A 21251-nucleotide genomic window follows, 5' to 3' on the forward strand; every position below is an offset into this window, starting at 1 on the left:
GGAAACCTTAGCCTTTACTGAAGTTAACTTCTGGTGACCTTTGCCGGAAGACGACGGTCGGGGCGACACTGGTCTACCCGCTCACCTGGAGCCATTAGGGTGGCGTGCCATGTGCGGAATCGTGGGGTACGTCGGGTCGCAGGCCGCTCTCGACGTCGTCGTCGACGGGCTCGCCAGGTTGGAATACCGAGGGTACGACTCGGCCGGCGCGGCGGTGCTGGCCGACGGGAAACTGACGGTGACCAAGCGGGCGGGCAAACTCGTCAACCTGCGGGACGCGCTCGCCGAGAGCCCGCCGCCGCAGAGCCGCGCGGGCATCGGCCACACCCGCTGGGCCACCCACGGGCCGCCCAACGACCGCAACGCCCACCCGCACGTCGACTGCACCGGCGCGGTCGCGGTCGTGCACAACGGCATCATCGAGAACTTCGCCGCCCTCCGCGTCGAGCTGGAGGAGCGCGGCCACGAGCTGTCCTCCGACACCGACACCGAGGCCGTCGCGCACCTCCTGGAGGAGGAGGTGACCAGGGGCGCCGGCCTCACCGAGGCGATGCGGCGGGTCTGCGGGCGGCTCGAGGGCGCGTTCACGCTGGTCGCGGTGCACGCGGGCGAGCCGGACCTCGTCGTCGGCGCGCGCCGCAACTCACCGCTCGTCGTCGGCGTCGGCGCCGGGGAGAACTTCCTCGCCAGCGACGTCGCCGCCTTCATCGCGCACACCCGCGACGCGATCGAGCTGGGCCAGGACCAGGTCGTCGAGCTGCGCCCGGAGGGCGTCACCGTCACCGACTTCGCCGGCGCCCCGGCACCGGTGAAGGAGTACCACGTCGACTGGGACGTCTCCGCCGCCGAGAAGGGCGGCCACGACTACTTCATGCTCAAGGAGATCGCCGAGCAGCCGCGGGCGGTCGCCGACACCCTGCTGGGCCGGGTCGGCGCCGACGGCCGGCTGACCCTCGACGAGATGCGCCTGTCCGACCAGCAGTTGCGCGACGTCGAAAAGATCATCATCGTGGCCTGCGGCACCGCCTACCACGCCGGAATGATCGCCAAGTACGCCATCGAGCACTGGGCGCAGATCCCGTGCGAGGTGGAGCTGGCCAGCGAGTTCCGCTACCGCGACCCGATCCTCACCCGCACCACCCTGGTCATCGCGATCTCGCAGTCCGGCGAGACCATGGACACGCTGATGGCGGTGCGGCACGCGCGCGAGCAGCGCGCCAACGTGCTCGGCATCTGCAACGTCAACGGCTCGACGATCCCCCGCGAGTGCGACGGCGTGCTGTACACCCACGCCGGCCCGGAGATCGCCGTGGCCTCGACCAAGGCGTTCCTGACCCAGCTCGTCGCCGTGTACCTCATCGCGCTGTACCTCGCGCAGGTCCGGGGGACCAAGTGGGGCGACGAGGTCTTCGCCATGATCCAGCTGCTCGCCACCATGCCGGAGAAGGTCGAGGCGGTCCTGGGCACGGTCGAGCCGGTCCGCGAGCTGGCCCGGTCGCTCGCGGGCGAGCGCTGCGTGCTCTTCCTCGGCCGGCACGTCGGCTTCCCCGTGGCCCTGGAGGGCGCGCTGAAGCTCAAGGAGCTCGCGTACATGCACGCGGAGGGCTTCGCCGCCGGCGAGCTGAAGCACGGCCCGATCGCGCTGATCGAGCAGGACCTGCCGGTGGTGGTCGTCGTGCCGCCGCGCGCCCGGCCGATCCTGCACGACAAGATCGTCTCCAACATCCAGGAGATCCGCGCCCGCGGCGCCCGTACGATCGTCATCGCCGAGGAGGGCGACGAGACCGTCGCGCCGTACGCCGACACGCTGATCCGGGTCCCGGCCGTGCCGACGCTCCTGCAGCCGCTCGTGGCGACGGTCCCGCTGCAGGTCTTCGCCTGCGAGCTGGCCACCGCGCGGGGTCACGACGTGGACCAGCCCCGCAACCTCGCCAAGTCCGTCACCGTCGAGTAGCCGGTGGCGCGCTACGTCGCCCTCCTGCGGGGCGTGAACGTCACCGGCAACAGCAGGGTCGCGATGGCCGACCTGCGCGCGTGGCTGGCCGAGCTGGGCTACGCGGACGTGCGCACGCACCTCAACAGCGGGAACGCCGTGTTCACCGCGCCGGAGGAGCCGACGGAGCGGATCGCCGCCGCGATCGAGGACCTTCTCACGACCCGGCTGGGCCGTGCGGTCCCGGTCGTCGTACGGACCGCGGCCGAGCTGGTCGCGGTGGTCGAGGGCAACCCCCTGGAGGTCCGCGACCCGGCCAAGTTGGCGGTGGCGTTCCTGGCCGAGCCGCCGGCCCCGGAACGGCTCCGCTCCCTCAAACCCGCCGATTTCGCCCCCGAGGAGGTCGGATTGGGCGAATCGGTGCTTTATCTTTACTTCCCCAACGGGATGGGCCGCTCGACGCTCGGACCGACCCTCGGGCGACACCTCGGCGTCCCGATGACCGTCCGCAACTGGAACACCGTCACCAAGCTCGTAGCGCTCGTGGACGCCTGACCCGGCGTCGTGGTGCGACGCAACCCGTGATCACTGGCAATCGCTGCGCTCTAGACGCAGCGATTGCCAGTGCGACGCTCAGGTCCGCTGACGTGAGTCGGCGGCGAGGGAGCCGAGGAGGCTCAGGGCCTCGCTGCTCGGCGATGCCGGTTCCGCGTGGTAGACGACGAGTTCCTGGCCCGGGCTGGAGCGGACGTCGAAGGTCTGCATGGACAACGTCAGCGCTCCGACGTCGCGGTGGTGGAAGCGCTTGCTCTCCAGGGCCTTGCCGCGGGCGTCGTGCCGGGCCCAGAGCCGGGCGAACTCCGGGCTCTCTTCGAGCAGCTCGGTGAGCACCTGCCGGATGCGCGGGTCGTCGGGCGCCTCGCCGTAACCGAGCCGGAAGCCGGCCACCGAGTTGCGCGCGACGTCGTGCCAGTCCACATAGAAGCTTCGCGCGGCGGGCTCGGTGAACACGACGTGCATGAGGTTGCGCGAGTGCGACCAGTCGTGGAAGAGCGCGTCGGCGATCGCGTTCGACGCGAGGACGTCGAAGGCGCGGTTGTAGACGATGGCCGGGTTGTTCGGCCAGGCGCTCATGAGCTGCAGGAGATTCGGGTCGACGTGGTCGTTCACGGCGGCGCTGCGGGCGCGTGGACCGAGTCCGGCCAGGCGGAACAGGTGCAGGCGGCCGTCATCCGGCAGGCGCAGGGCGACGGCCAGGGCCTCGACCACCTGCGCGGACGGTGTGCGTTCCCGGCCCTGCTCGAGACGGACGTAGTAGTCGACGCTGACGCCCGCCAGCGATGCCACTTCCTCGCGCCGCAGGCCGGGGACCCTGCGGTGCCCTGTGCTGGGAACGCCGGCCTGCTCCGGCGTGACCTGGGCCCGCCGGGCCTTGAGGTAGGCGCCGAGATCGGAGGAGGTCATGCGGCCATCGTAGGTCGCGGGCCGGCTCGCTTCCTGGGTGCGCTACTCCCAGGGAGGATCCCTCCCTTCCCCACCCCGGCGGGCGCCCCCAGTGTGGTGGTCATGCCAACGAACCGCCCAGGGGCCCAGACCCCACCCGAGCACAAGGTCGTCCTCGTCACCGGGGCCAGCAGCGGCATCGGCGAGGCCATCGCCGCCCGGCTGGTCCGCGAAGGACATCACGTGGTCGCGGGCGCGCGGCGGGTCGACCGGTTGCGGGAGCTCGCCGAACGCACCGCGCAGGAGGCCGCCCCCGCCGGCGGCGGCCTGTACCCGGTACCGCTCGACGTGACCGACCGTACGAGCTTCGGCGCCTTCGTCGAGTTCGCGCGCGACCGCTTCGGACGGGTCGACGTCCTGGTCAACAACGCCGGAGTCATGCCGCTGTCGCGGCTGGACTCCCTGCTGGTCGACGAGTGGGACCGCATGATCGACGTGAACGTGCGCGGGCTGCTGCATGGGATCGCCGCGGCCCTGCCCGTCTTCACCGAGCAGGGCGGGGGCCACTTCGTCACGATCGCGAGCATCGGCGCCCACCAGGTGGTGCCCACCAGCGCCGTCTACTCCGGCACCAAGTACGCCGCCTGGGCGATCACCGAGGGCCTGCGCCAGGAGGCCGATCCCTCGATCCGTGTCACGACCATCTCTCCCGGAGTGGTCGCCTCCGAGCTCGCGGACTCCATCACCGATCCCGGAGCCGCGGCCGCGATGCGGACCTACCGGGCGCACACCATCAAGCCGGACGCCATCGCCGAGGCCTTCTCGTACGCCCTCGCGCAGCCGGCCGACGTCGACGTCAACGAGATCGTCGTACGGCCGGCCCGCCAACGCTGACGTGACCCCGCAGAAGAAGACCATGAAGGAAGTCATGATCACCCCTCACGAGAACTCTTCCCTCCCCACCTCCTGGGACCTGACCGGGCGGGTCGCCGTCGTCACCGGCGCCGCCCGCGGCATCGGCCGCGCCACGGCCGTCCTGCTGCGCGAACGCGGTGCCCGGCTCGTGGTCACCGACCGCTCCGAGGCGGTCGAGGAACTCGCCGCGAGCGATCCCGGCAACGTGGCGGCGCTGGTCGGCGACGTCGCCGACGAGGAACTCGCGCGGTCGACCATGCGGCTCGCCACCGACCGCTTCGGGCGGCTCGACATCCTGGTGAACAACGCGGGCCGCACCCTCAACAAGCCGATCACCCAGACGACCGTCGAGGACTTCGAGGGCATCCTGCGGGTCAACGCCCGTGGCAACTTCGTCCAGGCACGCGAGGCCTTCCGCGTCATGGAGGCCGGTGGCGGCGGTGCGATCGTCTCGGTCGCCTCGGTGTCCTCGGTCGTCGCCTTCGAGACCCAGACGGCGTACGCCGCGTCGAAGGGCGCCCTGGCGCAGATCACGCGCGTGCTCGCCATCGAGGGCGGCTCCAAGGGGATCCGCTCCAACGCCGTGCTGCCCGGAGTGATCGACACCGACATCATGGAGGGCGTCGTGGACGACGGCCGCGAGATGCTCGCCTCCTTCGGCCCGGCTCACCCGATCGGTCGCATCGGGCGCCCCGAGGAGGTCGCCGAGACCATCGCCTTCCTCGTGTCCGACGCGGCCGGCTTCATCACCGGCGCGCTCGTCGCCGTCGACGGCGGATGGACCGCCCAGTGAGCGGGCCGGTCTTCGTCGTCGGGGCGGGGCCCGGGATCGGCGCCTCCGTGGCCCGCCGCTTCGCCCGGGAGGGCCACCCGGTCGGCCTGGTCGCGCGGACCCGGACCCGCCTCGACGCCATCGCCGACGACCTGCGCGGCGCCGGCCACCGGGCCACCGCCGCCACCGGTGACATCACCGACCCCGGTGACGTCGCGCGGGCGCTCGGGGAGCTGACCTCCGCTCTCGGGACGCCCGAGGTCGTCTGCTTCAGCCCGCTCCCGGACATCGGCCTGATCCGGCCCGTCCTGGAGACCACGGCCGAGGACGTGCGGGACGCGCTGGCGCTCACGGTCGTGGGCGCCACCGCCGTGGTCCAGGCCGTCCTCCCGGGCATGCTGGACCGCGGCTCCGGCACGCTGTTGTTCACCACCGGCGGCGCCGCCGTGCGCCCCGGCCCCGAGCGTGCCGTGAGCGCCGTCGCCTACGCCGGCCTGGTGAGCTACCTCGGCCTGCTCGCACAGACGTTGCCGCAACGAGGGATCCACGTCGGCCGGGTCACCGTCGTCGGCGCCGTCGGGCCGGGACTCACCCACGAACCCGACGACGTCGCCGAGCACCTCTGGAGTCAGCACGCCTCCCGGACGGAGACGGTGAGCGTCCTGACCTGACTCCCCCGCGCCGATCGCACCGGGCGGCCCGCCGCGATCGGCCCCGAACGGCGGCGCCGTGGCGGAGCCTGCCGGCTGCCGCCCGGCGCCGCGGTGTTCAGAGCCGGTCCGGGTCGATCGCCTGCGCCATGGCGCGGTAGCCCGCGTCGTTCGGGTGCAGGTGGTCTCCGCTGTCGTACGCCGCCCGGATGGCGAGCGGGTCCGAGGGGTCGGCCAGCGCCCGGTCGAAGTCGGCGACCGCGTCGAACGCTCCGGAGGTCCGGATCCAGTCGTTCACCCGTTCCCGGTCGGCCTCGGACCGCCGGCCGTAGTGGTCCGACCCCTTCATCGGCAGCAGCGTGGCTCCGACCACCCGCACGTGCCGCGCGTGCGCCCGCCGGATCAGCGCGCGATACCCCGCCGATGAGCTCGTCGGCCGAGACCTGCGGATTAGGCTGCGGCCGACCAGGCGCCCGTCCAGGCGGAGACCTGGGAGTCCGCCGTGGCCGGCCGTCCGGACGGTTGCGGGGCGAGGAGCCCGATGGCGAGCGCGGACAGGGCCGCGCCGATCGATCGTGTGAGGTACCGCATGACTTCTTCCGTTTCGCGGATCGGGACGTCAGACGTTGGAGCGGACGCCGTGCGGGCCGAACCCGGCGGCGGGCTTCGGGGAGTGCGGGTGGTCAGCGCACCGTGCGACGGCGCAGGAACAGGGCCATGAGCAGGGCGCCGGCCAGCACGATCGCGGCGTTGGCGAGGACGGCGAGCCGGACTCCGCCGAGGACGGCCTGGGCGTGCGGGCCGCCGAGCGCGCTCGTACGGGCGGTGGCGATCGCGCTCATGACCGGGATGCCGATCGTGATGCCGATCTGCTGCGTCATCGTCGCCAGCCCGGTCGCCAGCCCCTGCTCGGCGTCCGGTAGACCCGACGTCGCGGTGACCATGAAGGCCACGATCGCCAGCATGTTGCCCACGCCGCCGACGAAGGTGGCGACGAGGAACAGCAGGATCCAGCGGTGGGCGTCACCGAGCGCGGCCAGTGACGCGGTCGCGGCGGCCTGCAGGACGAACGCGCCGATCAGAGTGCGGTACGTGCCCAGGCGGGCGATCGTCCGTGCGCCGAACAGGCCGCCGACGACCGTCCCGGCGCCGAGGACGCCGAACGCCAGGCCGGTGACCAGCGGCGAGTAGCCCAGGACCTCCTGCAGGTACAGCGTCATCAAGAAGACGAGCGACGTCTCAGTGAGGAAGGCGATCAGCCCGGCGAGGTTCCCCCAGACCACCGTGCGCCGCCGGAGGATCCGCACCGGGACCAGCGGCGCCGCCGCCCGTGCCTCGGCGAACCAGAACGCCACCAGCAGCGCCACGGCGACGCCGAACGCGGCCAGGGTGACCGGCGCGGTCCAGCCCTTCTCCCCCGCCGCCGTCACGCCGTACACCAGCGCGAGCAGCCCGCCCGTGACCGTGAGCGCGCCGGGAACGTCGAGCCGGGCGCCCTCGGAGGCGCGTCCGCCGGAGACGAGGCGCGGTGTGCCCGCGAAGATCAGCAGCGCGATCGGCACGTTGACGAGGAACGCCCAGCGCCAGCTCAGCAGGTCGGTGAGCACGCCGCCCAGCACGGCGCCGGCGGTGAACCCGGCCGACATCAGCGCGCCGTTCAGCCCCAGCGCCCGGTCCCGCAGTGCCCCCTCGGGGAACGCGGTGGTCAGCAGCGACAGCGCGGCCGGCGTGCTGATCGCGGTGGCGACGCCCTGCAGCGCCCGCCCGGTGAGCAGCATCGCCGGCGTGGCCGCGAGACCGCCGATCAGCGACCCCGCGGCCAGCAGCGCCATGCCGACGAGGAACATGCGCCGCCGGCCGAACAGGTCCGCGACCCGCCCCGACAGCAGGGTGAGGCCCGCGGCGGGCAGCGCGAACCCGCTCGCGACCCACTGCAGCGCGTGCAGCCCGAATCCCAGGCCGTCGCCGACGGCGGGCAGCGCGACATTGAGGATCGAGAAGTCGACGGCCAGCATGAACTGCGCGCCCAGCAACAGGACCAGGACCATGCGCTGCCGCGCCGTCATCCGGGGCCTCACGTCGGCCCTCCCGGCGACCTCTTCCAAGACGGCCATGACCGCCCCTTTCCGTGATGGGAAGTTCGTCGGGAAAGAGACTGCGCCGCGCGGCGGGCCGTACCCAGCCCTCTGTCTTGCGTACGCCGCGGATTGGTACCACTGGCAGGGTCAGGCTCGGCGCCGGGAGAGACGACATACTCGGGGACATGGACAAACGGCCCGAACTCGGAGACTTCCTGCGATCTCGTCGCGCGCGGCTACGGCCCGAGGACGTCGGGCTGGCCTACTACGGCGGGCGGCGCCGGGTGCCCGGACTGCGGCGCGAGGAGCTCGCCCAGCTGGCCGGCGTCAGCGTGGCGTACTACACGCGGCTGGAGCAGGGGCAGAGCCAGAACGCCTCCGACGCCGTCCTCGACGCGGTCGCCCGCGCGCTCAACCTCGGTGAGGACGAGCGCGCGTACCTGCGCGGTCTCGCCCGTCCCGAACCGGCCGCCCGTCGGCGTCCCCGGCCGGAGCGGGTACGGCCCGGCGTACGGATGATGATCGAGTCGTTCGGGGACGTGCCCGCCATGGTGATCGGGCGGTGCACGGACGCCCTCGCGTGGAACCCGATGGCCCACGCGCTGCTCGCCGGGCACCTGGACCTCGACGCGCCGGACCGCCCGGCCGACCGGCCGAACATGGCGCGGCTGCTGTTCCTGGACCCGCACACCCGGGAGCTGTACGCGGACTGGCGGAAGAAGGCGCGGGACGCCGTGGCCTACCTGCGGCTGGCCGCCGGCCGGTACCCCGATGACCCGAACCTGACCGCGCTGGTCGGCGAGCTGGCGATGAAGAGCCCGGAGTTCGCGGCGCTGTGGTCGACGCATCCGGTCGGCGACTGCGCGTACAACACCCGCGAGTACCGCCACCCGCTGGTCGGCGCGCTGACCCTGTCGGAGGAGGTCATGCCGCTGCCGGACGACCGGGGCCAGCGCGTCATGGTCTGGTCGGCCGAGCCCGGCTCGCCGTCCGCGGCGGCCCTGCGCCTCCTGACCGAGGTCTCCGCCGAGACCACCGACCGCCCGGAGACCGCGCCCGCGCGGCGTTAGGGCAGGCTCCCGTGGACGACCGCGCCGACCCGGAGCACCGTCTCGACGCGTAGCCGGTCGGACAGGACGACGAGGTCGGCGTCCTTGCCGGGATGGACGCTGCCCGTACGGTCGGCGATGCCGAGGACCGTGGCCGGGGTCGTGGCCGCCGCGATCGCCGCCGTGGTGATCGGGAGACCGACGCAGTGGACCGCGTGCCGGACGGCGGCGTCCATCGTCAGCGTGCTGCCCGCGATCGTGCCGTCGGACAGCGTCACCCTGCCGTCGCGGGCGAACACCGGAACCGGCCCGAGGTGGAAGTCGCCGTCGGTCATACCGGCGGCCGGGGTGGCGTCGGTGATGAGCGCGATCCGCTCCGCGCCCGCGGCGTTCACCGCGATGCGGACCGCCTCCTCGTGGACGTGGAAGCCGTCGTTGATCAGCTCGCAGGTGACGGCGTCGTCGGCGAGCGCGGCGCCGGCCGGGCCGGGTTCGCGGTGGTGGAAGTCGCGCATCGCGTTGAACAGGTGCGTCGCCAGGCGTGCCCCGGACGCGAACGCCTGCCGGGCCTGGTCGAAGTCGGCCGTCGTGTGCCCGACCGCGGCGATCACCCCGGCCGAGACGACCTCCCGCAGCAGATCCATCCCGCCGGACAGCTCCGGCGCGAGCGTCACGACCCGTACGGTGCCGTCCCCGGCGGCCAGCAGGTGCCGCAGCGCCGTGACGTCCGGGGGCAGCAGGAACTCGGCGTGGTGCGACCCCCGCTTGGCGGGGTTGAGGAAGGGTCCTTCGAGGTGGACGCCGACGATCGAGGGATCGGCGGAGCCGTGGATGATCTCGGCGATCGTACGGACCGACGCGGCCATCCGGTCGAGTTCGTCGGTGACCAGGCTGGCCAGCGTACGGGTCGTCCCGTGCGCGCGGTGGAAGGCCACCGCGGCGAGGATCTCCTCGGCGTCGTCCGTGGTGATCTGCGCACCGCCCCCGCCGTGCATGTGGAGGTCGATGAACCCGGGCAGGACGTACCGGCCACCGAGGTCATGCACCGGCCCGTCCCCGGGCGGTGGGTCGCCGGCGCCCACACCCCGGATCCGCCCGTCCTCGACGGCCAGCCAGCCGGGCTCCAGCACCCGGCGGACGGTCACCACCCGGGCGTTCGCGAATGTGATCACATCCGCACATTACTCAGCCACCGCTCCGGTACACCGGGCCGAGAGGCGCGGCTCGCTTCTGGGCGCCTCACACTTCGCCGGGCTGTTTCGTCGATGGAGGTGAGGAACCTTCCCGAAGCACCCAAGGAGCAACGATGACCGCCGACCTGATCGAGATCCCCGGCTACGTGGCCGGCACCTGGACGATCGACCCGGCCCACTCCCACGTGGGCTTCGTCGTCCGGCACCTGATGATCAGCAAGGTGCGCGGCCACTTCACCCGCTTCGACGGCCGCATCGTCACCGCCGCGGACCCGCTGAAGTCCGAGGTGACCGCCACCGTCGACATGACCTCGATCGACACCGCCAACGCCCCGCGGGACGAGCACCTGCGCAACGCCGACTTCTTCGAGGTCGAGAAGCACCCCACGATGACCTACCGCTCGACCGGCATCAGGCCTGACGGTGACGACTTCCTCATGGAGGGCGAGCTGACGCTCAAGGGCGTCACCCGGCCGGTCCCGCTGAAACTGGAGATCAACGGCTTCGGTGTCGACCCGTTCGCCGCCGACCCGGCCGTGGGCGCCCGCGCCGGGTTCACCGCCACCGGCGAGATCGACCGGATGGAGTTCGGCGTCAGCTACAACGGCCCGATCCCCGGCGGCGGCGTCGCCCTCGGGGAGAAGATCCAGATCATCCTGGAGATCCAGGCCGTCCTGCAGCCCGCCTGAGGCCGTCGCGCCAGGAGGTCGTTCCTCACTCCCTCGCCTCCTGGGCCAACGGCCGCAAGTCGAATCCGCCCGCGCCGTCGATCCGGACCTCGTACAGCTCGTCGAAGCCGTCCGACGGCTGCGGGCGGCGCAGACGCTTGAGAGTGGCGAAGACGCCGACGTCGGGCACCCGGTTCTTCCCGCTACGCGAGGAGTTGCGGCGCAGCGAAGCGGCGACGTCGGGCGGGAACCAGTAACCGACCACCTTCGCCCCGTACCGCCGCGCGGCCTCGGCCAGCGGCCGCCACTCCTCGGGCGAGGGGTTGGTGTTGTCGACGGCGACGCTCAGCCCCTCCGCCAGCGCCTCCTCCACGAGCCGCATCTGCCGCGCCTGCCGCCGCCGGGCCCTCGGGAAGTGGTCCTTGCTGACGTGCACATACTCCGAGGTCAGCGTCTGCCGGAAGAACGTCGTCTTCCCCGACGCCTGCAACCCGATCAGAACCGCCAGCGCAGCCATCCCACACCCCGACCCGCTCCCGACAGCACACGCTCCGTCATAGCTGCCGGTCTACCGCAAGATCAGGCCCAGAATCACTCGAGGCCGACAGCAGTCGCCCTGTCGAGCAGCAGAACTTCGACGCAGTCGGTGCCTTCCTGACCGCTGTGACTGCTCTTACGCCATGCCGCCAAGGCGCGGATAGTGCTCACAGATCCTCCAAGACCGCCAGGATGAGCTTCGCCGAATCCCCGACCGGCAGGGCTTGAGCGCCAGCTTGATCGAACAGTACTTCAAGGTCACTGACCTGTCTGCCGGGCTCGATGATCTGGCCGTGGCCACCGACGCCTTCGACATAGGCGATGCTCGGCGCCTCGTGAAAGCTCAATAGATTGAATGCCCCAGACAAATAGACCGGAGCTCCAGCGGGGACGATCCGGAGGGTGATGTTCGGCTCCTCCATCGTGATCAGAAGGTGTTCTAGCTGCCGCCGCATGATTCCGCGGTCGCCGACGAGGCGCCGGATGACGGCCTCATCCAAGAGAACGGTGAACCACGGCGGGTCATCACCACGCAGGATTTCCTGTCGGCGGAGTCGTGCCGCGACCAGCTCATCGAGGCGATCTGGACGCTGGCCCGCTCGTAGAACCTCACGAGCGTACTCCTCGGTCTGTACTAGTCCCTGAATCAGGAAATGCTGGTAAGACTTGATGCCGCAGGCGATCGCTTCCTGCTCCGCGTAGTCCCAGAACTGGGACGGGATTCCGGATTCGCGTTTGATCGCGACGTACAGACTCTCGAAGAACTCACTCAGCTCGAACGCTTTGTCCAGGCCCTTGGAGAGGCGGTGGGTCGGAGGGCGGTAGCAGTTCTCGACGTGGCCGATGAGCTTGTCGGAGACCATGACGGCGGGATGGCCGCCGAGCTCGGCCTGGGTGAGCTTCCGTTCCGTGCGCAGCCGCTTGAGCTGGACCGCGTAGAACGCGCGGGCAGAGGACTTCGGGTCGATGGGCTCGCTGCTCATGGGGGGCTCCAGACAGATGGAGGGCTCGATCTTCACGTGGAGCATTCGAACTGTAGCCGAGGGTAATTCTCCGAGGCCAGGCTGTGCGCATGGATCAGAAAATCTGCGAACGCCTCCCCGGCAGGAAGCGCATGTACGCCCAGACCTTCCCCGCGACGCGCGAGACGGTGTCGGACGCGAGGCGGTGGCTCACCGGGACGCTCGGCGCGACGCATCCGGCGTGCGACGACGCCGTTCTCCTGCTCTCGGAGGCATTCACGAACAGCGTCCGGCACAGCCGCGGAAAGACTATTACGGTCCTCGTGTTCGTGACGAAGACCGTCGTACGGATCAAGGTGATCGATCGGGGCGGCGGCGCTCTCCCGCACCACGTCGACGACCCGTACGGCGAGGCCGGACGCGGCCTCCCGATCATGCAGGCACTAGCCCAGGACTGCGGCTTCGAGGTGCTGGGAAACGGCTGGCTGATGGTCTGGTTCGACGTCGGCGGAACCACTTCGTAGTCGCCGTTGCCTCATTGTCGCCGGAAGGGGCGGCGCGGTGTCCGGTTCGCCGGTTTCCGCCGTCAACAGAGACGGCAAGGACCGATGTCGGCCAGTTCACGGGTCCCGGAGTCCCCCACAATGGGGCGGTGCGGGTCCGTGTGAATGACGTCGTTCTCTATTTCGACGTTGACGGGTGTCAGCTCGTCCCGGCCGGGGCGACCATGGTGGAGCGGCCGACGATCGTCGTGCTGCACGGCGGCCCTGGCGCCGACCACTCGGTGTTCAAGCCGGGGTTCGGCGCGGCCACCGAGTTCGCCCAGGTGGTGTACCTGGACCAGCGGGGCAGCGGCCGGTCCGACCGGGCCGGTCCCGGGTCCTGGACGTGGGACCGGTGGGCGGACGACGTCGTCGACTTCTGCGATGCCCTCGGCATCGTCGACCCGACCCTGGTGGGCACGTCCAGCGGCGGGTGGGTCGCCCTGACGGCGGCCCTGCGTCACCCGGAACGCGTGTCCAAGCTGGTCCTGGACAGCGTGATGCCGGGCCCCACCGAGGAGCGGCTGGCCGTGTTCGAACGGCTCGGCGGCGACGAGGCCCGCGAGGTGGCCCGCCGCTACTGGACCGGCGAGAGCGGCGACGAAATCCGCGCGGCGTGGGAGAGCGTCTGTCTTCCGCTGTACTCCCGGAAGCCCGGCGGCGACCCGGACGCCGCCGACCGCCTGGCCCGAATCGAGTGGAACCACGACGTCCTCGAACACTTCAGGCACGTCCTCGCCGCTCGGTTCGATCCCTGGGACCGGCTCGACCGGCTGACCTGCCCGACGCTCGTCCTCGCCGGCGCGGACGACCCGGTCGCCACCGAACCGGCCGCCCGCCGCCTCACCGACGCGATCACCGCCGCTCCGGCTCAGCTGCACGTCCTCCCGAACACCGGCCACGGCGTCTTCCGCGAGGCCCCCGAGAAGTCCTTCCCCCTACTCCGCGATTTCGTGACCGAGAGCACCGCCCCATCTACCTGAAGCTCTGCGCCCCGAGTTTCCGTCGCTCCAGCGACCAAAACTCGGGGCACAAGTGAGGATGAGCAGCATCGAGGCGCTGCCCCACGCCTCGTCCTCTCCCTAGCCGATCCGGTGCACCCACAGCCGTGCACATACGCGACCGGCCCGGTCAGCATCGAGCGTCGTCCATCTCCAGGTGACGCCAGGGTTACTCGGCTCTGTGCCGAGACTTTTCGTCGTCCCAGCGACGAGAATCCGGGGCGCTGGTACCGAAACCGCCGCGCTCCCCAAGGTCCCACCCCGGGTGGCGTACCAAGCGCCCGGTAACCGCCCCGCCGCCCCGCCGCCCCGCCGCCCCGCCGCCCCGCCGCCCCGGACAAACCTCACATACCACAAGCCGGAGCGCCAGTGTCGTGAGCACCAAGCGGCGTACCGAATGCTCGGTAACCGCGACCCCAGCCCCGAACAAACCCCACGTACCGCGAGCCGGAGGCCCCGTTGACCGAGTCTTCGGTTCAGGCGGCGCTCGTCATGACCGCCTTTCTCAGACCGTTCGTCTGATGCTGAGGGGCTTCGCGGTCGCAGTTCTGGAAGAGGCGGGAGGCGCATGTGCCAGCCTTGCCGCGATCCGCGTAGCCCACCGCCGCCTCGCCCGCACGACTCCGGCGTTCGCCGCCGCCCTTCGCGGCTGTCGGCGCGCACGGGGCGCGGAGACGCTGCCACCGCCGGAGCGCTCATCGCCTGGATCGGCGGGCAAGTCGATCGCAGCGTCGGCACGATGGGCCACGGGGCGCGTGACCCGGTGCACCGGTGGTCGATAAGGGACCGTGCGCGCCCGCGGGCACCGGACCCCGCTCAGGTCTGTGCCTAGACTTTTCGTCGTCCCAGCGACGAGGATCTGGGGCGCTGGTGCCGAAATCGCCGCGCTACCCAAGGCCCCGCCCCGGGTGGCGTACCGAGCGCTCACTAACCGCGCCCCGCCGCCCCGGACAACCTCACGTACCACAAGCCGGAGACGCCAGTGTCGTGAGCGCCAAGCGGTGTACCGAATGCTCGGTAAACGCGACCACTCCCGCCCGACAAACCTCACATCCCGCAAGCCGGACGGTCCATTGACCGAGCCATCGGCTCACGCGGCACTCGTCATGACCGCGTTCCTCATGCGAGTCCCAGGGGTCGGCGGTCGCAGCTCAGATGAGGAGGCGGCGAGGCGCATGGGCCCGCCTTGCCCCGCCCCCGTCGCCTACCTCATCCCACACGGGGCCTCATCGCCCACCGCCGCCTCGTGCGGATGGCTCAGGCATGCGCCGCCGCGCTCTGCCGGCGCGCGGAGCGCGGGGACGCTGACGCCGCCGAAGCGCTCATCCCTGGATCGGCAGAAGTCGGTCGGGGCGTCGGCGCGACGAGCCACCCGCGCGGTGGACAGGTGGTCGACGGGGAGCGAGGCGTTTCCGCGTTCGGTGAGACGGTGAGCGAGGCGCGGCCGCGGTTGGTGAGGCGTCCGCAGCCATCGCCGGCGAGACCCGCTCGGTGGGGCGTCGGCCTTGGTCGCCGGGTCGGCTCCGGTCTGTGCCGAGACTTTTGGTCGTCTCAGCGACCGGAATCCGGGGCGCTCAGGTGGCGGTCGCCGTTTTCCGGAGGCCTGCCACGGGGGCGTACCGGATGCTCGGTGATCTCGCTTGCCGATCCGGGCGAACGGTACATGCCGCGAGCCTGACGGCGCGTTGGCCGAGCGTTCTGTCGTGGCGGCGCGTGTCGTCGTCGCCTCAGCGCCGATCACCGGAGTTCGCTCGGGCGCCCGCCGTCGCGTAGAAGTCGGTGATCTGGGCGGTGAGCTCAGGAGTGGGGGAATCGACGACGCAGCGTCCGCCCAGTTCGACGCGGACGTCGTCGATCGGGTTGGTCCGGATGAGGGCGCCGTGCCGCCCGTGGACGACCTCGAGTGGGCGGCCCAGCTTGAGGGTGAGCAGCATCGAGGCGCTGCCGCACGCCTCGTCCTCGCCCTTGCCGATCCGGGGTGCCCACAGCCGGGCGCGTACGCGACCGGCGGTACGGTCCATCCAGGCCCAGACCTGGGTGAAGTCCTCGCCCTCCGGGAGTCCGGTGAGCGCGTCGATGGTCTCGGGCCGGTCCATCTCCAGGTGACGCCAGGGCTTGGACCACGCCGCCGGGGCGGTGATCCAGACGGTGCCGTCCTGGTCGCGGCGGCAGGCGACCGGTCCGGCCTCCGGAACGAGTTCGGTGACCGGGGAGCCGAGCCGGTGGAGGACCTCGACCGTGGCGAGCAGGGGGTGACCGCCGAAGCGGATCGCCTGACCGTACGAACCGTGGATGGCCACGACGCCGCGGGCGTCGTCTCGGACGAAGACGGTCGCGGGGATTCCCAGTCGGGTCGCCAGGGCCTGGCGTTCGTCCGCGGTCACGGACGCGCCGTCGGGCTCGATGACGACGAGGGCCGGGTTTCCGTACTCCCCCTCGGCGTTCACGAACGCCCGGGCCAGCATGCAGACCGTCATCCCCGCACCTTCCGATCTCGTCCTACCGAGGTGACACGGTAACGGTCGCCTCAGCCGGCGTAGGCGGCGGCAAGGGTGTGGAAGGACTCCTTCGGTTCCCAGGTCTGGTCGGGGTACGTGGTGCCGTGGCCGGTTTCCAGCACCTTGACGACGCCGTACGAGGCCAGGTCCAGGTCGTGGATCGGGTCGCCGGCGCGGTGCGGCAGGCTGTATCCGGCGAAGGTGAACCAGAAGGCGCTGTCGACGCCTTCCCGCTCGAAGATCTCCAGTAGTTCGCGCATGTAGGTCGCCTGCTCCGCCTCGTCGCGTACGTAGACGCCGTCCAGGCGGTCCGCCTCCCGGTCGGCGATCGTCCAGCCGATCCCGCCGCGGGCGGCGGCGCCGCGGTAGGTGCAGCAGCCGAACTCGGTGACCGCGACCGGCTTGCCGTGCCGGAAGTGCGCGCGGAGCTCCCCGACGTAGCGGTCGGCGTTCTCCTCGGCGCGGTAGGCGTCGACGCCGACCAGGTCGAAGGGCGTCCAGTCGATGTCCTCCCAGGGGCCCGCGGCGTACGTGATCCGGCCGCCGAACCGCTTGCGGGCCGCCGCCACCGTCTCGGCGAAGAAGGCGTTCACCCGGGCGGGGACCTCGCGCATCGTCGCGTACACGGCGGGGTCGCCGGAGACGAGCGCGTCGATCCGGGCGTACACGTCGTCGCCGGGGATGAAGCCGGCCGCGAAGAGGCTGACCTCGCAGCCGGTGACGAGGACCACCTCGGCGCCGCCGCGCCGGATGTCCTCGGCCCGTTCGGCGCAGTCGGTGAAGAGCGGGAGCATCCGCTCCGCCGTCAGTTCGCAGGGGAACGGGGCGAACCAGACCTCCAGGCCGGCCGCGGCGGCGTGCTCGGCGGCGACGGTGAGCCGTTCGGGGTCGCCGCCGGAGATCCGTACGGCGGTGCAGTGCAGGTCGTCGGCGATGATCCGCATCTCCCGCCGTACGACGTCGGGGTCGAAGGTCTCCCGGCTGGCGCGTCCGCCGGGATGGAAGCCGGTGTCGTAGTTGATGCCCTTGGCGCGCATGGTCGTCTTCCTTCCGGGGTCAGGACGCGGTCTCGGCGGCGACGAGCTTTTCCATCGGTCCGCTGGCGGTTCCGCCGACGACGATGCCGACGGCGATGGCGCCGAGCAGGATGACGGTCGACAGCCAGGCCATCGTGTCGACGGGCAGGGTGAACGCGCCGACCAGGCGGGCGGCGCACTCGCCGAGAAGAGCCAGGCCCCAGATGACGGTGAACCGCCGTTCGAGGCGGTGGAACGCCGCGGATCCGGCGGCCAGCCGGTCCCACGCGGCGATCCTCGCGGGATCGCCCTTGGTCATGAAGGGCTTCAGGCCGGCCGACATCAGCGGGCGGCCGCGGAAGGCGGAGATCAGGATGCCGAGGCCGATCACACTGCTCACGCCGGAGTCCTTGGCCAGCATCAGCCGGGCGTCGCCGGTCACGAAGCTGAGCACGATCCCGACGACGTTGACCGCCAGCATCAGGCCCGCCAGGCCGTTGAACACGCGGTGGCGGACCGCGTCGACGACCGTGTGCACCGCCGGGACCACGCTGCTGAGCGCCAGCGAGGTGACCACGTCCACGCCCAGGCCCTTGTGCAGCAGGTAGTACCCGCCCGTGGGGATGGCGACGTCGACCACCAGCGGCGTCAGGTTGCGGGCCAGTCGCCGCCCCGTGGACCGGTCCACCGACGCGGTGTCCGTCGCCTGCGGACGGTCCGCCGGGGCGGCCTCCCCAGCCTGCGGACGGTCCGCCAAGGCGGTGTCCGTCCCCTTCGCGGCGGGTCGGCCGGCCGCCAGGATCTGCGCCATCTTCGTTCCTTCGTTCGGCTTCGTTGTTGCCACAAGCCTCGCGGGAACGGGAGTACGCCCGGCAGATCCATCGATCCACGGCGGACCGGTACGAATGTCACGGCTCCGGAGGGCCGGAACGACCGGTCGGGGTCAGCAGGCGTCGAGCATCGACAGCAGCGCCGTACGGTCCGCGCGGGTCACGGACAGCCGGTAGGTGTGCGCGACCCCGATGAACTTCTCGGCGTAGGTGCACTGGAACGACTTCTGGGGCTTCCACTCCGACGGCCCCTTGTCGCTCTTCTGCATGTTCGGGCGGCCCCAGACGGCGAGCAGGTTGCCGGGGTCGTTGGCCAACTGCGCGCGCTTGTCCGTGGTCCACTCGTGGGCGCCCATCCGCCACGCCAGGGCGAGCGGGAAGATGTGGTCGATCTGTACCTCGGAGGCGTGCGCCTTGGTGAAGGCGATGTCCTTGCCGGCGTAGGGGTCCCGCAGGTCACCGGAGATGACGACGCACTTGTCGCGCTTCTTCACGTGGGTCAGGTCGCGGGCGAGGATGTCGTTGCGCGTGTCACAGCCGTTGTGGTCTTCGTCCTTCCAGGCGGGTCCGTACTTGTCCCGGCTGTATCCCGTCATCGGATCCGGGACCGCGACCTTGACCTGGCTCAGCTCTTTGCGGGCGGTCGCCTCGTCGCCCTTTGTCGCGTGGGGTGCCGAGCCTCCCCCGCCGGTGGGTTGGACCCCGTTGGCCGAGCATCCCGCGGCGAGCACCGCCGGGATCACGAGCGACATCGCCCATACGCGCCTTGACAGCATGATCCTCACCTCATTTTTGCTGGCTTTTTGCCCAGGTTTGACGGATGAATGCTGCCATATCTGACGATCACGAAATCTGGCGATTTGGGCTGTGCAGGGCGGTCGGCGGTGCGGGAGTCCGCGGATTCGAGTGCCCCATCCGGCGGCGCCGGGGATCGGTAGCCTTGCTAACCATGTACGACGCGACGATGGCCGAAACGATCCCGCTGACCGGCCACAGCGGCGACCCGATCGAGGCGTACCTCGCCCGGCCCCTCGGACCGGGCCCGTACGGAGGCGTGGTCGTGATCCACCACATGCCCGGCTACGACGAGCCGAGCAAGGAGATCGTGCGCAAGCTCGCCGCGCACGGCTACACGGCGATCATGCCGAACCTGCACTACCGGGAGGCGCCCGGCGCCTCTCCGGACGACGCGGCGGCCGCCTCCCGGGCGGCGGGCGGCGTGCCGGACGAGCGGCTCGTCGGCGACGTCGACGCCGCCGTCCGCTACCTCAGGAGCCTGACCTCCTCGAACGGCAAGGTCGGCACCATCGGGTACTGCTCCGGCGGGCGCCAGTCCTTCCTGGCCGCCTGCTCGCTCGAGCTCGACGCGGCGGTGGACTGCTATGGCGCCTTCGTCGTCGGCGAAGTGCCCGAGAACTTCCCGATGGCGGTACGGCCCATCGTGGACCGCACCCCGAACCTGTCCTGCCCGCTGCTCGGCCTGTTCGGCGCCGACGACCAGTACCCCTCGCCCGACCAGGTCAAGGAGCTGGAGGAGGCGCTGAAGAAGCACGGCAAGACGTACGACTTCCACGTGTACGAGGGCGCCGGCCACGCGTTCTTCGCCGTCGACCGGCCGTCCTACCGGCCGGAGGCCGCGAACGACGGCTGGCAGCGCGTCTTCGGCTGGTTCGACCGTTACCTGGGGGCCTGAGATGTGCACCTACGTCACTGAGCTGGTCACGATGGCGGGCAGCGGCAAGGGACCCGACGGCTGGTTCCCCCTGACGCAGGCGGCCGTGTACGTCGACCATCCGTTCCACGCGCCCTTCGAGCACACCGTCAACATCGACTTCACCGCGCCGGAGCTCGGCCCGGGAGCACGGGTCGCGGTGGAGCTCACCGAGGAGTCGGCGCTGGCGCTCATCGACGCGATCAAGGCGGCCCTCGCCGCCGCGCCTCCCGGCATCGCCGCCGCCGGCGGAGCACCGCCCGCCGGCTGAAAACCGTCCGGTGGCGGAGCACCGCCCACCGGCCGGGCACCGTCCGATGGCGGACGCGCCGACCGCGCGTCCGCCATCGGACTATCGGGGCATCATCCGGAAGGCGCGCGCAGTCATCCCAAAGGGGGGCGAAGCGTAGTGCCGAAGAGTGACGACGGGCGTACCGCCGCTCCACTAGGTTCGGATCATGTCCATCATCGCCACGCGGGGGCTGTCCATGCGGTTCCCCGGCGTGCTCGCGTTGGATCAGCTGACGGTCGACGTCGAACCCGGTGTCGTCGGGCTCGTCGGAGCCAACGGCGCGGGCAAGTCGACGCTCATCAAGATCCTGCTCGGCCTCCTCGAACCCACGAGCGGGCAGGCCCAGGTGCTCGGCCTCGACACCGCGCGCGAGTCCATGAAGATCCGTGAGCTGGTCGGCTACATGCCCGAGCACGACTGCCTGCCACCGGACGTGTCGGCCACCGAGTTCATCGTGCACGTCGCCCGGATCTCCGGCCTGCCGGCCACCGCCGCCCGCGAGCGCGCCGCCGACACCCTGCGCCACGTCGGTCTGTACGAGGAGCGGTACCGCCCGATCGGCGGCTACTCGACCGGTATGCGGCAGCGCGTCAAGCTCGCCCAGGCCCTCGTCCACGACCCGAAGCTCGTCTTCCTCGACGAACCCACCAACGGGCTCGACCCCGCCGGCCGCGACGAGATGCTCGCCCTGGTCCGGCGGATCGGCGGCCAGTTCGGCATCAGCGTCCTCGTCACCTCCCACCTGCTCGGCGAGCTCGAACGCGTCGCCGACCACCTGGTGATCATCGACGGCGGGCGGCTGCTGCGGTCGCAGGCGGTCTCGGCGTTCACCCAGGCCAGCGGCGTGCTGGCGGTCGAGGTCGAGGAGGAGATGGACCGCCTCGGCGAGCACCTCGCACGGACCGGGCTGCACGTCCGCCCGGACGGCCGCCTGCTGCTCGTCGACATCGCCGGCGAGACCACCTACGACGTCGTACGCGACTCGGTCGCCGACCTCGGCCTGGCGCTCGTCCGCATGGAGAACCGCCGCCACCGCATCGAAGAGGTGTTCTCGACGTGACGAGCGTCATCCACGACATCGGATACCGGCACTACGACGGCAAGCGCCTCGGCCGGGCGTACGCCGTTCGGTCCCTCTTCGTCCACAACCTGCGCGCGGCG

Annotated in this window: 24 protein-coding genes; 12 read left to right on the plus strand and 12 right to left on the minus strand. The window is 71.2% G+C overall.

Going from position 1 to position 21251, the window contains the following annotated elements:
• Positions 1–109 precede the first annotated feature (109 nt).
• On the plus strand, positions 110–1954 hold the full coding sequence (gene glmS / locus AB0K82_RS38515) for a glutamine--fructose-6-phosphate transaminase (isomerizing) (RefSeq protein WP_364406831.1): 1845 nt from the start codon (positions 110–112) through the stop codon (positions 1952–1954).
• A 3-nt stretch (positions 1955–1957) separates the two neighbouring features.
• Positions 1958–2488, plus strand: a complete 531-nt coding sequence (locus tag AB0K82_RS38520; RefSeq protein WP_364406834.1) for a DUF1697 domain-containing protein — start codon at positions 1958–1960, stop codon at positions 2486–2488.
• 78 nt (positions 2489–2566) lie between these two features.
• Here the strand turns inward: AB0K82_RS38520 and AB0K82_RS38525 are convergent, their stop codons facing one another.
• Positions 2567–3397 (minus strand): helix-turn-helix transcriptional regulator, encoded by an 831-nt coding sequence (locus AB0K82_RS38525; protein WP_364406836.1) that lies wholly within the window; start codon positions 3395–3397, stop codon positions 2567–2569.
• A 102-nt stretch (positions 3398–3499) separates the two neighbouring features.
• Between AB0K82_RS38525 and AB0K82_RS38530 the strand changes: the two genes are divergently transcribed.
• From AB0K82_RS38530 to AB0K82_RS38540, 3 genes are read left to right on the plus strand one after another with little or no spacing between them, the layout of a single operon-like run.
• Positions 3500–4270: an SDR family oxidoreductase gene (locus tag AB0K82_RS38530; RefSeq protein ID WP_364406839.1), complete on the plus strand. Its 771-nt coding sequence runs from the start codon at positions 3500–3502 to the stop codon at positions 4268–4270.
• Positions 4271–4304: 34 nt separating this feature from the next.
• Positions 4305–5084 (plus strand): glucose 1-dehydrogenase, encoded by a 780-nt coding sequence (locus tag AB0K82_RS38535; RefSeq protein ID WP_364406842.1) that lies wholly within the window; start codon positions 4305–4307, stop codon positions 5082–5084.
• Complete coding sequence (locus AB0K82_RS38540) at positions 5081–5734, plus strand: SDR family NAD(P)-dependent oxidoreductase (RefSeq protein WP_364406844.1); 654 nt, start codon at positions 5081–5083, stop codon at positions 5732–5734. The genes AB0K82_RS38535 and AB0K82_RS38540 overlap by 4 nt, the downstream gene beginning before the upstream one ends.
• A gap of 97 nt (positions 5735–5831) precedes the next feature.
• Here the strand turns inward: AB0K82_RS38540 and AB0K82_RS38545 are convergent, their stop codons facing one another.
• The 3 genes from AB0K82_RS38545 to AB0K82_RS38555 form a co-directional block, all read right to left on the minus strand.
• Positions 5832–6092 (minus strand): GDSL-type esterase/lipase family protein, encoded by a 261-nt coding sequence (locus AB0K82_RS38545; RefSeq protein ID WP_364406846.1) that lies wholly within the window; start codon positions 6090–6092, stop codon positions 5832–5834.
• Between the two features lie 71 nt (positions 6093–6163).
• On the minus strand, positions 6164–6304 hold the full coding sequence (locus AB0K82_RS38550; RefSeq protein WP_364406849.1) for a hypothetical protein: 141 nt from the start codon (positions 6302–6304) through the stop codon (positions 6164–6166).
• 92 nt (positions 6305–6396) lie between these two features.
• Positions 6397–7827, minus strand: coding sequence for an MFS transporter (locus AB0K82_RS38555; protein WP_364406852.1), 1431 nt, complete (start codon positions 7825–7827; stop codon positions 6397–6399).
• Between the two features lie 149 nt (positions 7828–7976).
• Here AB0K82_RS38555 and AB0K82_RS38560 point away from each other — a divergent pair, with 149 nt between their 5' ends.
• Complete coding sequence (locus tag AB0K82_RS38560) at positions 7977–8861, plus strand: helix-turn-helix transcriptional regulator (protein ID WP_364406855.1); 885 nt, start codon at positions 7977–7979, stop codon at positions 8859–8861.
• Here the strand turns inward: AB0K82_RS38560 and nagA are convergent.
• Positions 8858–10012, minus strand: a complete 1155-nt coding sequence (gene nagA, locus AB0K82_RS38565) for an N-acetylglucosamine-6-phosphate deacetylase (protein ID WP_364406858.1) — start codon at positions 10010–10012, stop codon at positions 8858–8860. The two genes, AB0K82_RS38560 and nagA, sit on opposite strands and share 4 nt — an antisense overlap.
• 134 nt (positions 10013–10146) lie before the next feature.
• Between nagA and AB0K82_RS38570 the strand changes: the two genes are divergently transcribed.
• Complete coding sequence (locus AB0K82_RS38570) at positions 10147–10722, plus strand: YceI family protein (protein ID WP_364406861.1); 576 nt, start codon at positions 10147–10149, stop codon at positions 10720–10722.
• A 25-nt stretch (positions 10723–10747) separates the two neighbouring features.
• Here AB0K82_RS38570 and AB0K82_RS38575 read toward each other — a convergent pair whose 3' ends face one another.
• From AB0K82_RS38575 to AB0K82_RS38585, 3 genes are all read right to left on the minus strand, one after another.
• Complete coding sequence (locus AB0K82_RS38575; protein ID WP_364406864.1) at positions 10748–11218, minus strand: ATP-binding protein; 471 nt, start codon at positions 11216–11218, stop codon at positions 10748–10750.
• A 74-nt stretch (positions 11219–11292) separates the two neighbouring features.
• Positions 11293–11409: a DUF397 domain-containing protein gene (locus AB0K82_RS38580; protein ID WP_364406867.1), complete on the minus strand. Its 117-nt coding sequence runs from the start codon at positions 11407–11409 to the stop codon at positions 11293–11295.
• Positions 11406–12221, minus strand: coding sequence for a DUF5753 domain-containing protein (locus tag AB0K82_RS38585; protein ID WP_364406869.1), 816 nt, complete (start codon positions 12219–12221; stop codon positions 11406–11408). Before AB0K82_RS38585 ends, AB0K82_RS38580 begins: the two co-directional genes overlap by 4 nt.
• Positions 12222–12310: 89 nt before the next feature.
• Here AB0K82_RS38585 and AB0K82_RS38590 point away from each other — a divergent pair, with 89 nt between their 5' ends.
• Both AB0K82_RS38590 and AB0K82_RS38595 read left to right on the plus strand, forming a co-directional pair.
• Positions 12311–12724 carry an ATP-binding protein gene (locus tag AB0K82_RS38590; RefSeq protein WP_364406872.1) on the plus strand — a complete coding sequence of 138 codons (414 nt, stop codon included), beginning with the start codon at positions 12311–12313 and terminating at the stop codon, positions 12722–12724.
• Positions 12725–12852: 128 nt separating this feature from the next.
• Positions 12853–13725, plus strand: coding sequence for an alpha/beta hydrolase (locus tag AB0K82_RS38595; RefSeq protein ID WP_364406874.1), 873 nt, complete (start codon positions 12853–12855; stop codon positions 13723–13725).
• Between the two features lie 1745 nt (positions 13726–15470).
• Here the strand turns inward: AB0K82_RS38595 and AB0K82_RS38600 are convergent.
• The 4 genes from AB0K82_RS38600 to AB0K82_RS38615 form a co-directional block, all read right to left on the minus strand.
• Positions 15471–16220 carry a PhzF family phenazine biosynthesis protein gene (locus AB0K82_RS38600; protein WP_364406877.1) on the minus strand — a complete coding sequence of 250 codons (750 nt, stop codon included), beginning with the start codon at positions 16218–16220 and terminating at the stop codon, positions 15471–15473.
• 50 nt (positions 16221–16270) lie between these two features.
• Positions 16271–17278 (minus strand): hypothetical protein, encoded by a 1008-nt coding sequence (locus tag AB0K82_RS38605; protein WP_364406880.1) that lies wholly within the window; start codon positions 17276–17278, stop codon positions 16271–16273.
• A gap of 19 nt (positions 17279–17297) precedes the next feature.
• Positions 17298–18068 carry a VC0807 family protein gene (locus tag AB0K82_RS38610; protein WP_364406883.1) on the minus strand — a complete coding sequence of 257 codons (771 nt, stop codon included), beginning with the start codon at positions 18066–18068 and terminating at the stop codon, positions 17298–17300.
• Between the two features lie 132 nt (positions 18069–18200).
• The gene (locus AB0K82_RS38615) at positions 18201–18863 is read right to left on the minus strand and encodes an HNH endonuclease family protein (protein WP_364406886.1); all 663 of its coding nucleotides are present in this window, start codon (positions 18861–18863) and stop codon (positions 18201–18203) included.
• A gap of 173 nt (positions 18864–19036) precedes the next feature.
• Here AB0K82_RS38615 and AB0K82_RS38620 point away from each other — a divergent pair, with 173 nt between their 5' ends.
• The 3 genes from AB0K82_RS38620 (at position 19037) to AB0K82_RS38630 (ending at position 21150) form a co-directional block, all read left to right on the plus strand.
• Positions 19037–19780: a dienelactone hydrolase family protein gene (locus AB0K82_RS38620; protein ID WP_364406889.1), complete on the plus strand. Its 744-nt coding sequence runs from the start codon at positions 19037–19039 to the stop codon at positions 19778–19780.
• 1 nt (position 19781) lies between these two features.
• Entirely contained in the window at positions 19782–20069 is a 288-nt protein-coding gene (locus tag AB0K82_RS38625) for a DUF6295 family protein (protein WP_364406891.1), read from the plus strand.
• Positions 20070–20256: 187 nt separating this feature from the next.
• Positions 20257–21150, plus strand: a complete 894-nt coding sequence (locus tag AB0K82_RS38630; RefSeq protein WP_345352839.1) for an ABC transporter ATP-binding protein — start codon at positions 20257–20259, stop codon at positions 21148–21150.
• The last annotated feature ends 101 nt before the right edge of the window (positions 21151–21251 follow it).

Origin of the sequence: Actinoallomurus sp. NPDC052274, assembly GCF_040679475.1 — a bacterium.
Lineage (GTDB): Bacteria > Actinomycetota > Actinomycetes > Streptosporangiales > Streptosporangiaceae > Actinoallomurus > Actinoallomurus liliacearum.

Coding starts and splice junctions, on each gene's coding strand:
- glmS (WP_364406831.1), top strand. CDS start 110: ATGTGCGGAATCGTGGGGTACGTCGGGTCGCAGGCCGCTCTCGACGTC.
- AB0K82_RS38525 (WP_364406836.1), bottom strand. CDS start 3,397: ATGACCTCCTCCGATCTCGGCGCCTACCTCAAGGCCCGGCGGGCCCAG.
- AB0K82_RS38530 (WP_364406839.1), top strand. CDS start 3,500: ATGCCAACGAACCGCCCAGGGGCCCAGACCCCACCCGAGCACAAGGTC.
- AB0K82_RS38535 (WP_364406842.1), top strand. CDS start 4,305: ATGATCACCCCTCACGAGAACTCTTCCCTCCCCACCTCCTGGGACCTG.
- AB0K82_RS38550 (WP_364406849.1), bottom strand. CDS start 6,304: ATGCGGTACCTCACACGATCGATCGGCGCGGCCCTGTCCGCGCTCGCC.
- AB0K82_RS38555 (WP_364406852.1), bottom strand. CDS start 7,827: ATGGCCGTCTTGGAAGAGGTCGCCGGGAGGGCCGACGTGAGGCCCCGG.
- AB0K82_RS38560 (WP_364406855.1), top strand. CDS start 7,977: ATGGACAAACGGCCCGAACTCGGAGACTTCCTGCGATCTCGTCGCGCG.
- AB0K82_RS38570 (WP_364406861.1), top strand. CDS start 10,147: ATGACCGCCGACCTGATCGAGATCCCCGGCTACGTGGCCGGCACCTGG.
- AB0K82_RS38575 (WP_364406864.1), bottom strand. CDS start 11,218: ATGGCTGCGCTGGCGGTTCTGATCGGGTTGCAGGCGTCGGGGAAGACG.
- AB0K82_RS38585 (WP_364406869.1), bottom strand. CDS start 12,221: ATGAGCAGCGAGCCCATCGACCCGAAGTCCTCTGCCCGCGCGTTCTAC.
- AB0K82_RS38590 (WP_364406872.1), top strand. CDS start 12,311: ATGGATCAGAAAATCTGCGAACGCCTCCCCGGCAGGAAGCGCATGTAC.
- AB0K82_RS38600 (WP_364406877.1), bottom strand. CDS start 16,220: ATGACGGTCTGCATGCTGGCCCGGGCGTTCGTGAACGCCGAGGGGGAG.
- AB0K82_RS38605 (WP_364406880.1), bottom strand. CDS start 17,278: ATGCGCGCCAAGGGCATCAACTACGACACCGGCTTCCATCCCGGCGGA.
- AB0K82_RS38610 (WP_364406883.1), bottom strand. CDS start 18,068: ATGGCGCAGATCCTGGCGGCCGGCCGACCCGCCGCGAAGGGGACGGAC.
- AB0K82_RS38615 (WP_364406886.1), bottom strand. CDS start 18,863: ATGCTGTCAAGGCGCGTATGGGCGATGTCGCTCGTGATCCCGGCGGTG.
- AB0K82_RS38620 (WP_364406889.1), top strand. CDS start 19,037: ATGTACGACGCGACGATGGCCGAAACGATCCCGCTGACCGGCCACAGC.
- AB0K82_RS38625 (WP_364406891.1), top strand. CDS start 19,782: ATGTGCACCTACGTCACTGAGCTGGTCACGATGGCGGGCAGCGGCAAG.
- AB0K82_RS38630 (WP_345352839.1), top strand. CDS start 20,257: ATGTCCATCATCGCCACGCGGGGGCTGTCCATGCGGTTCCCCGGCGTG.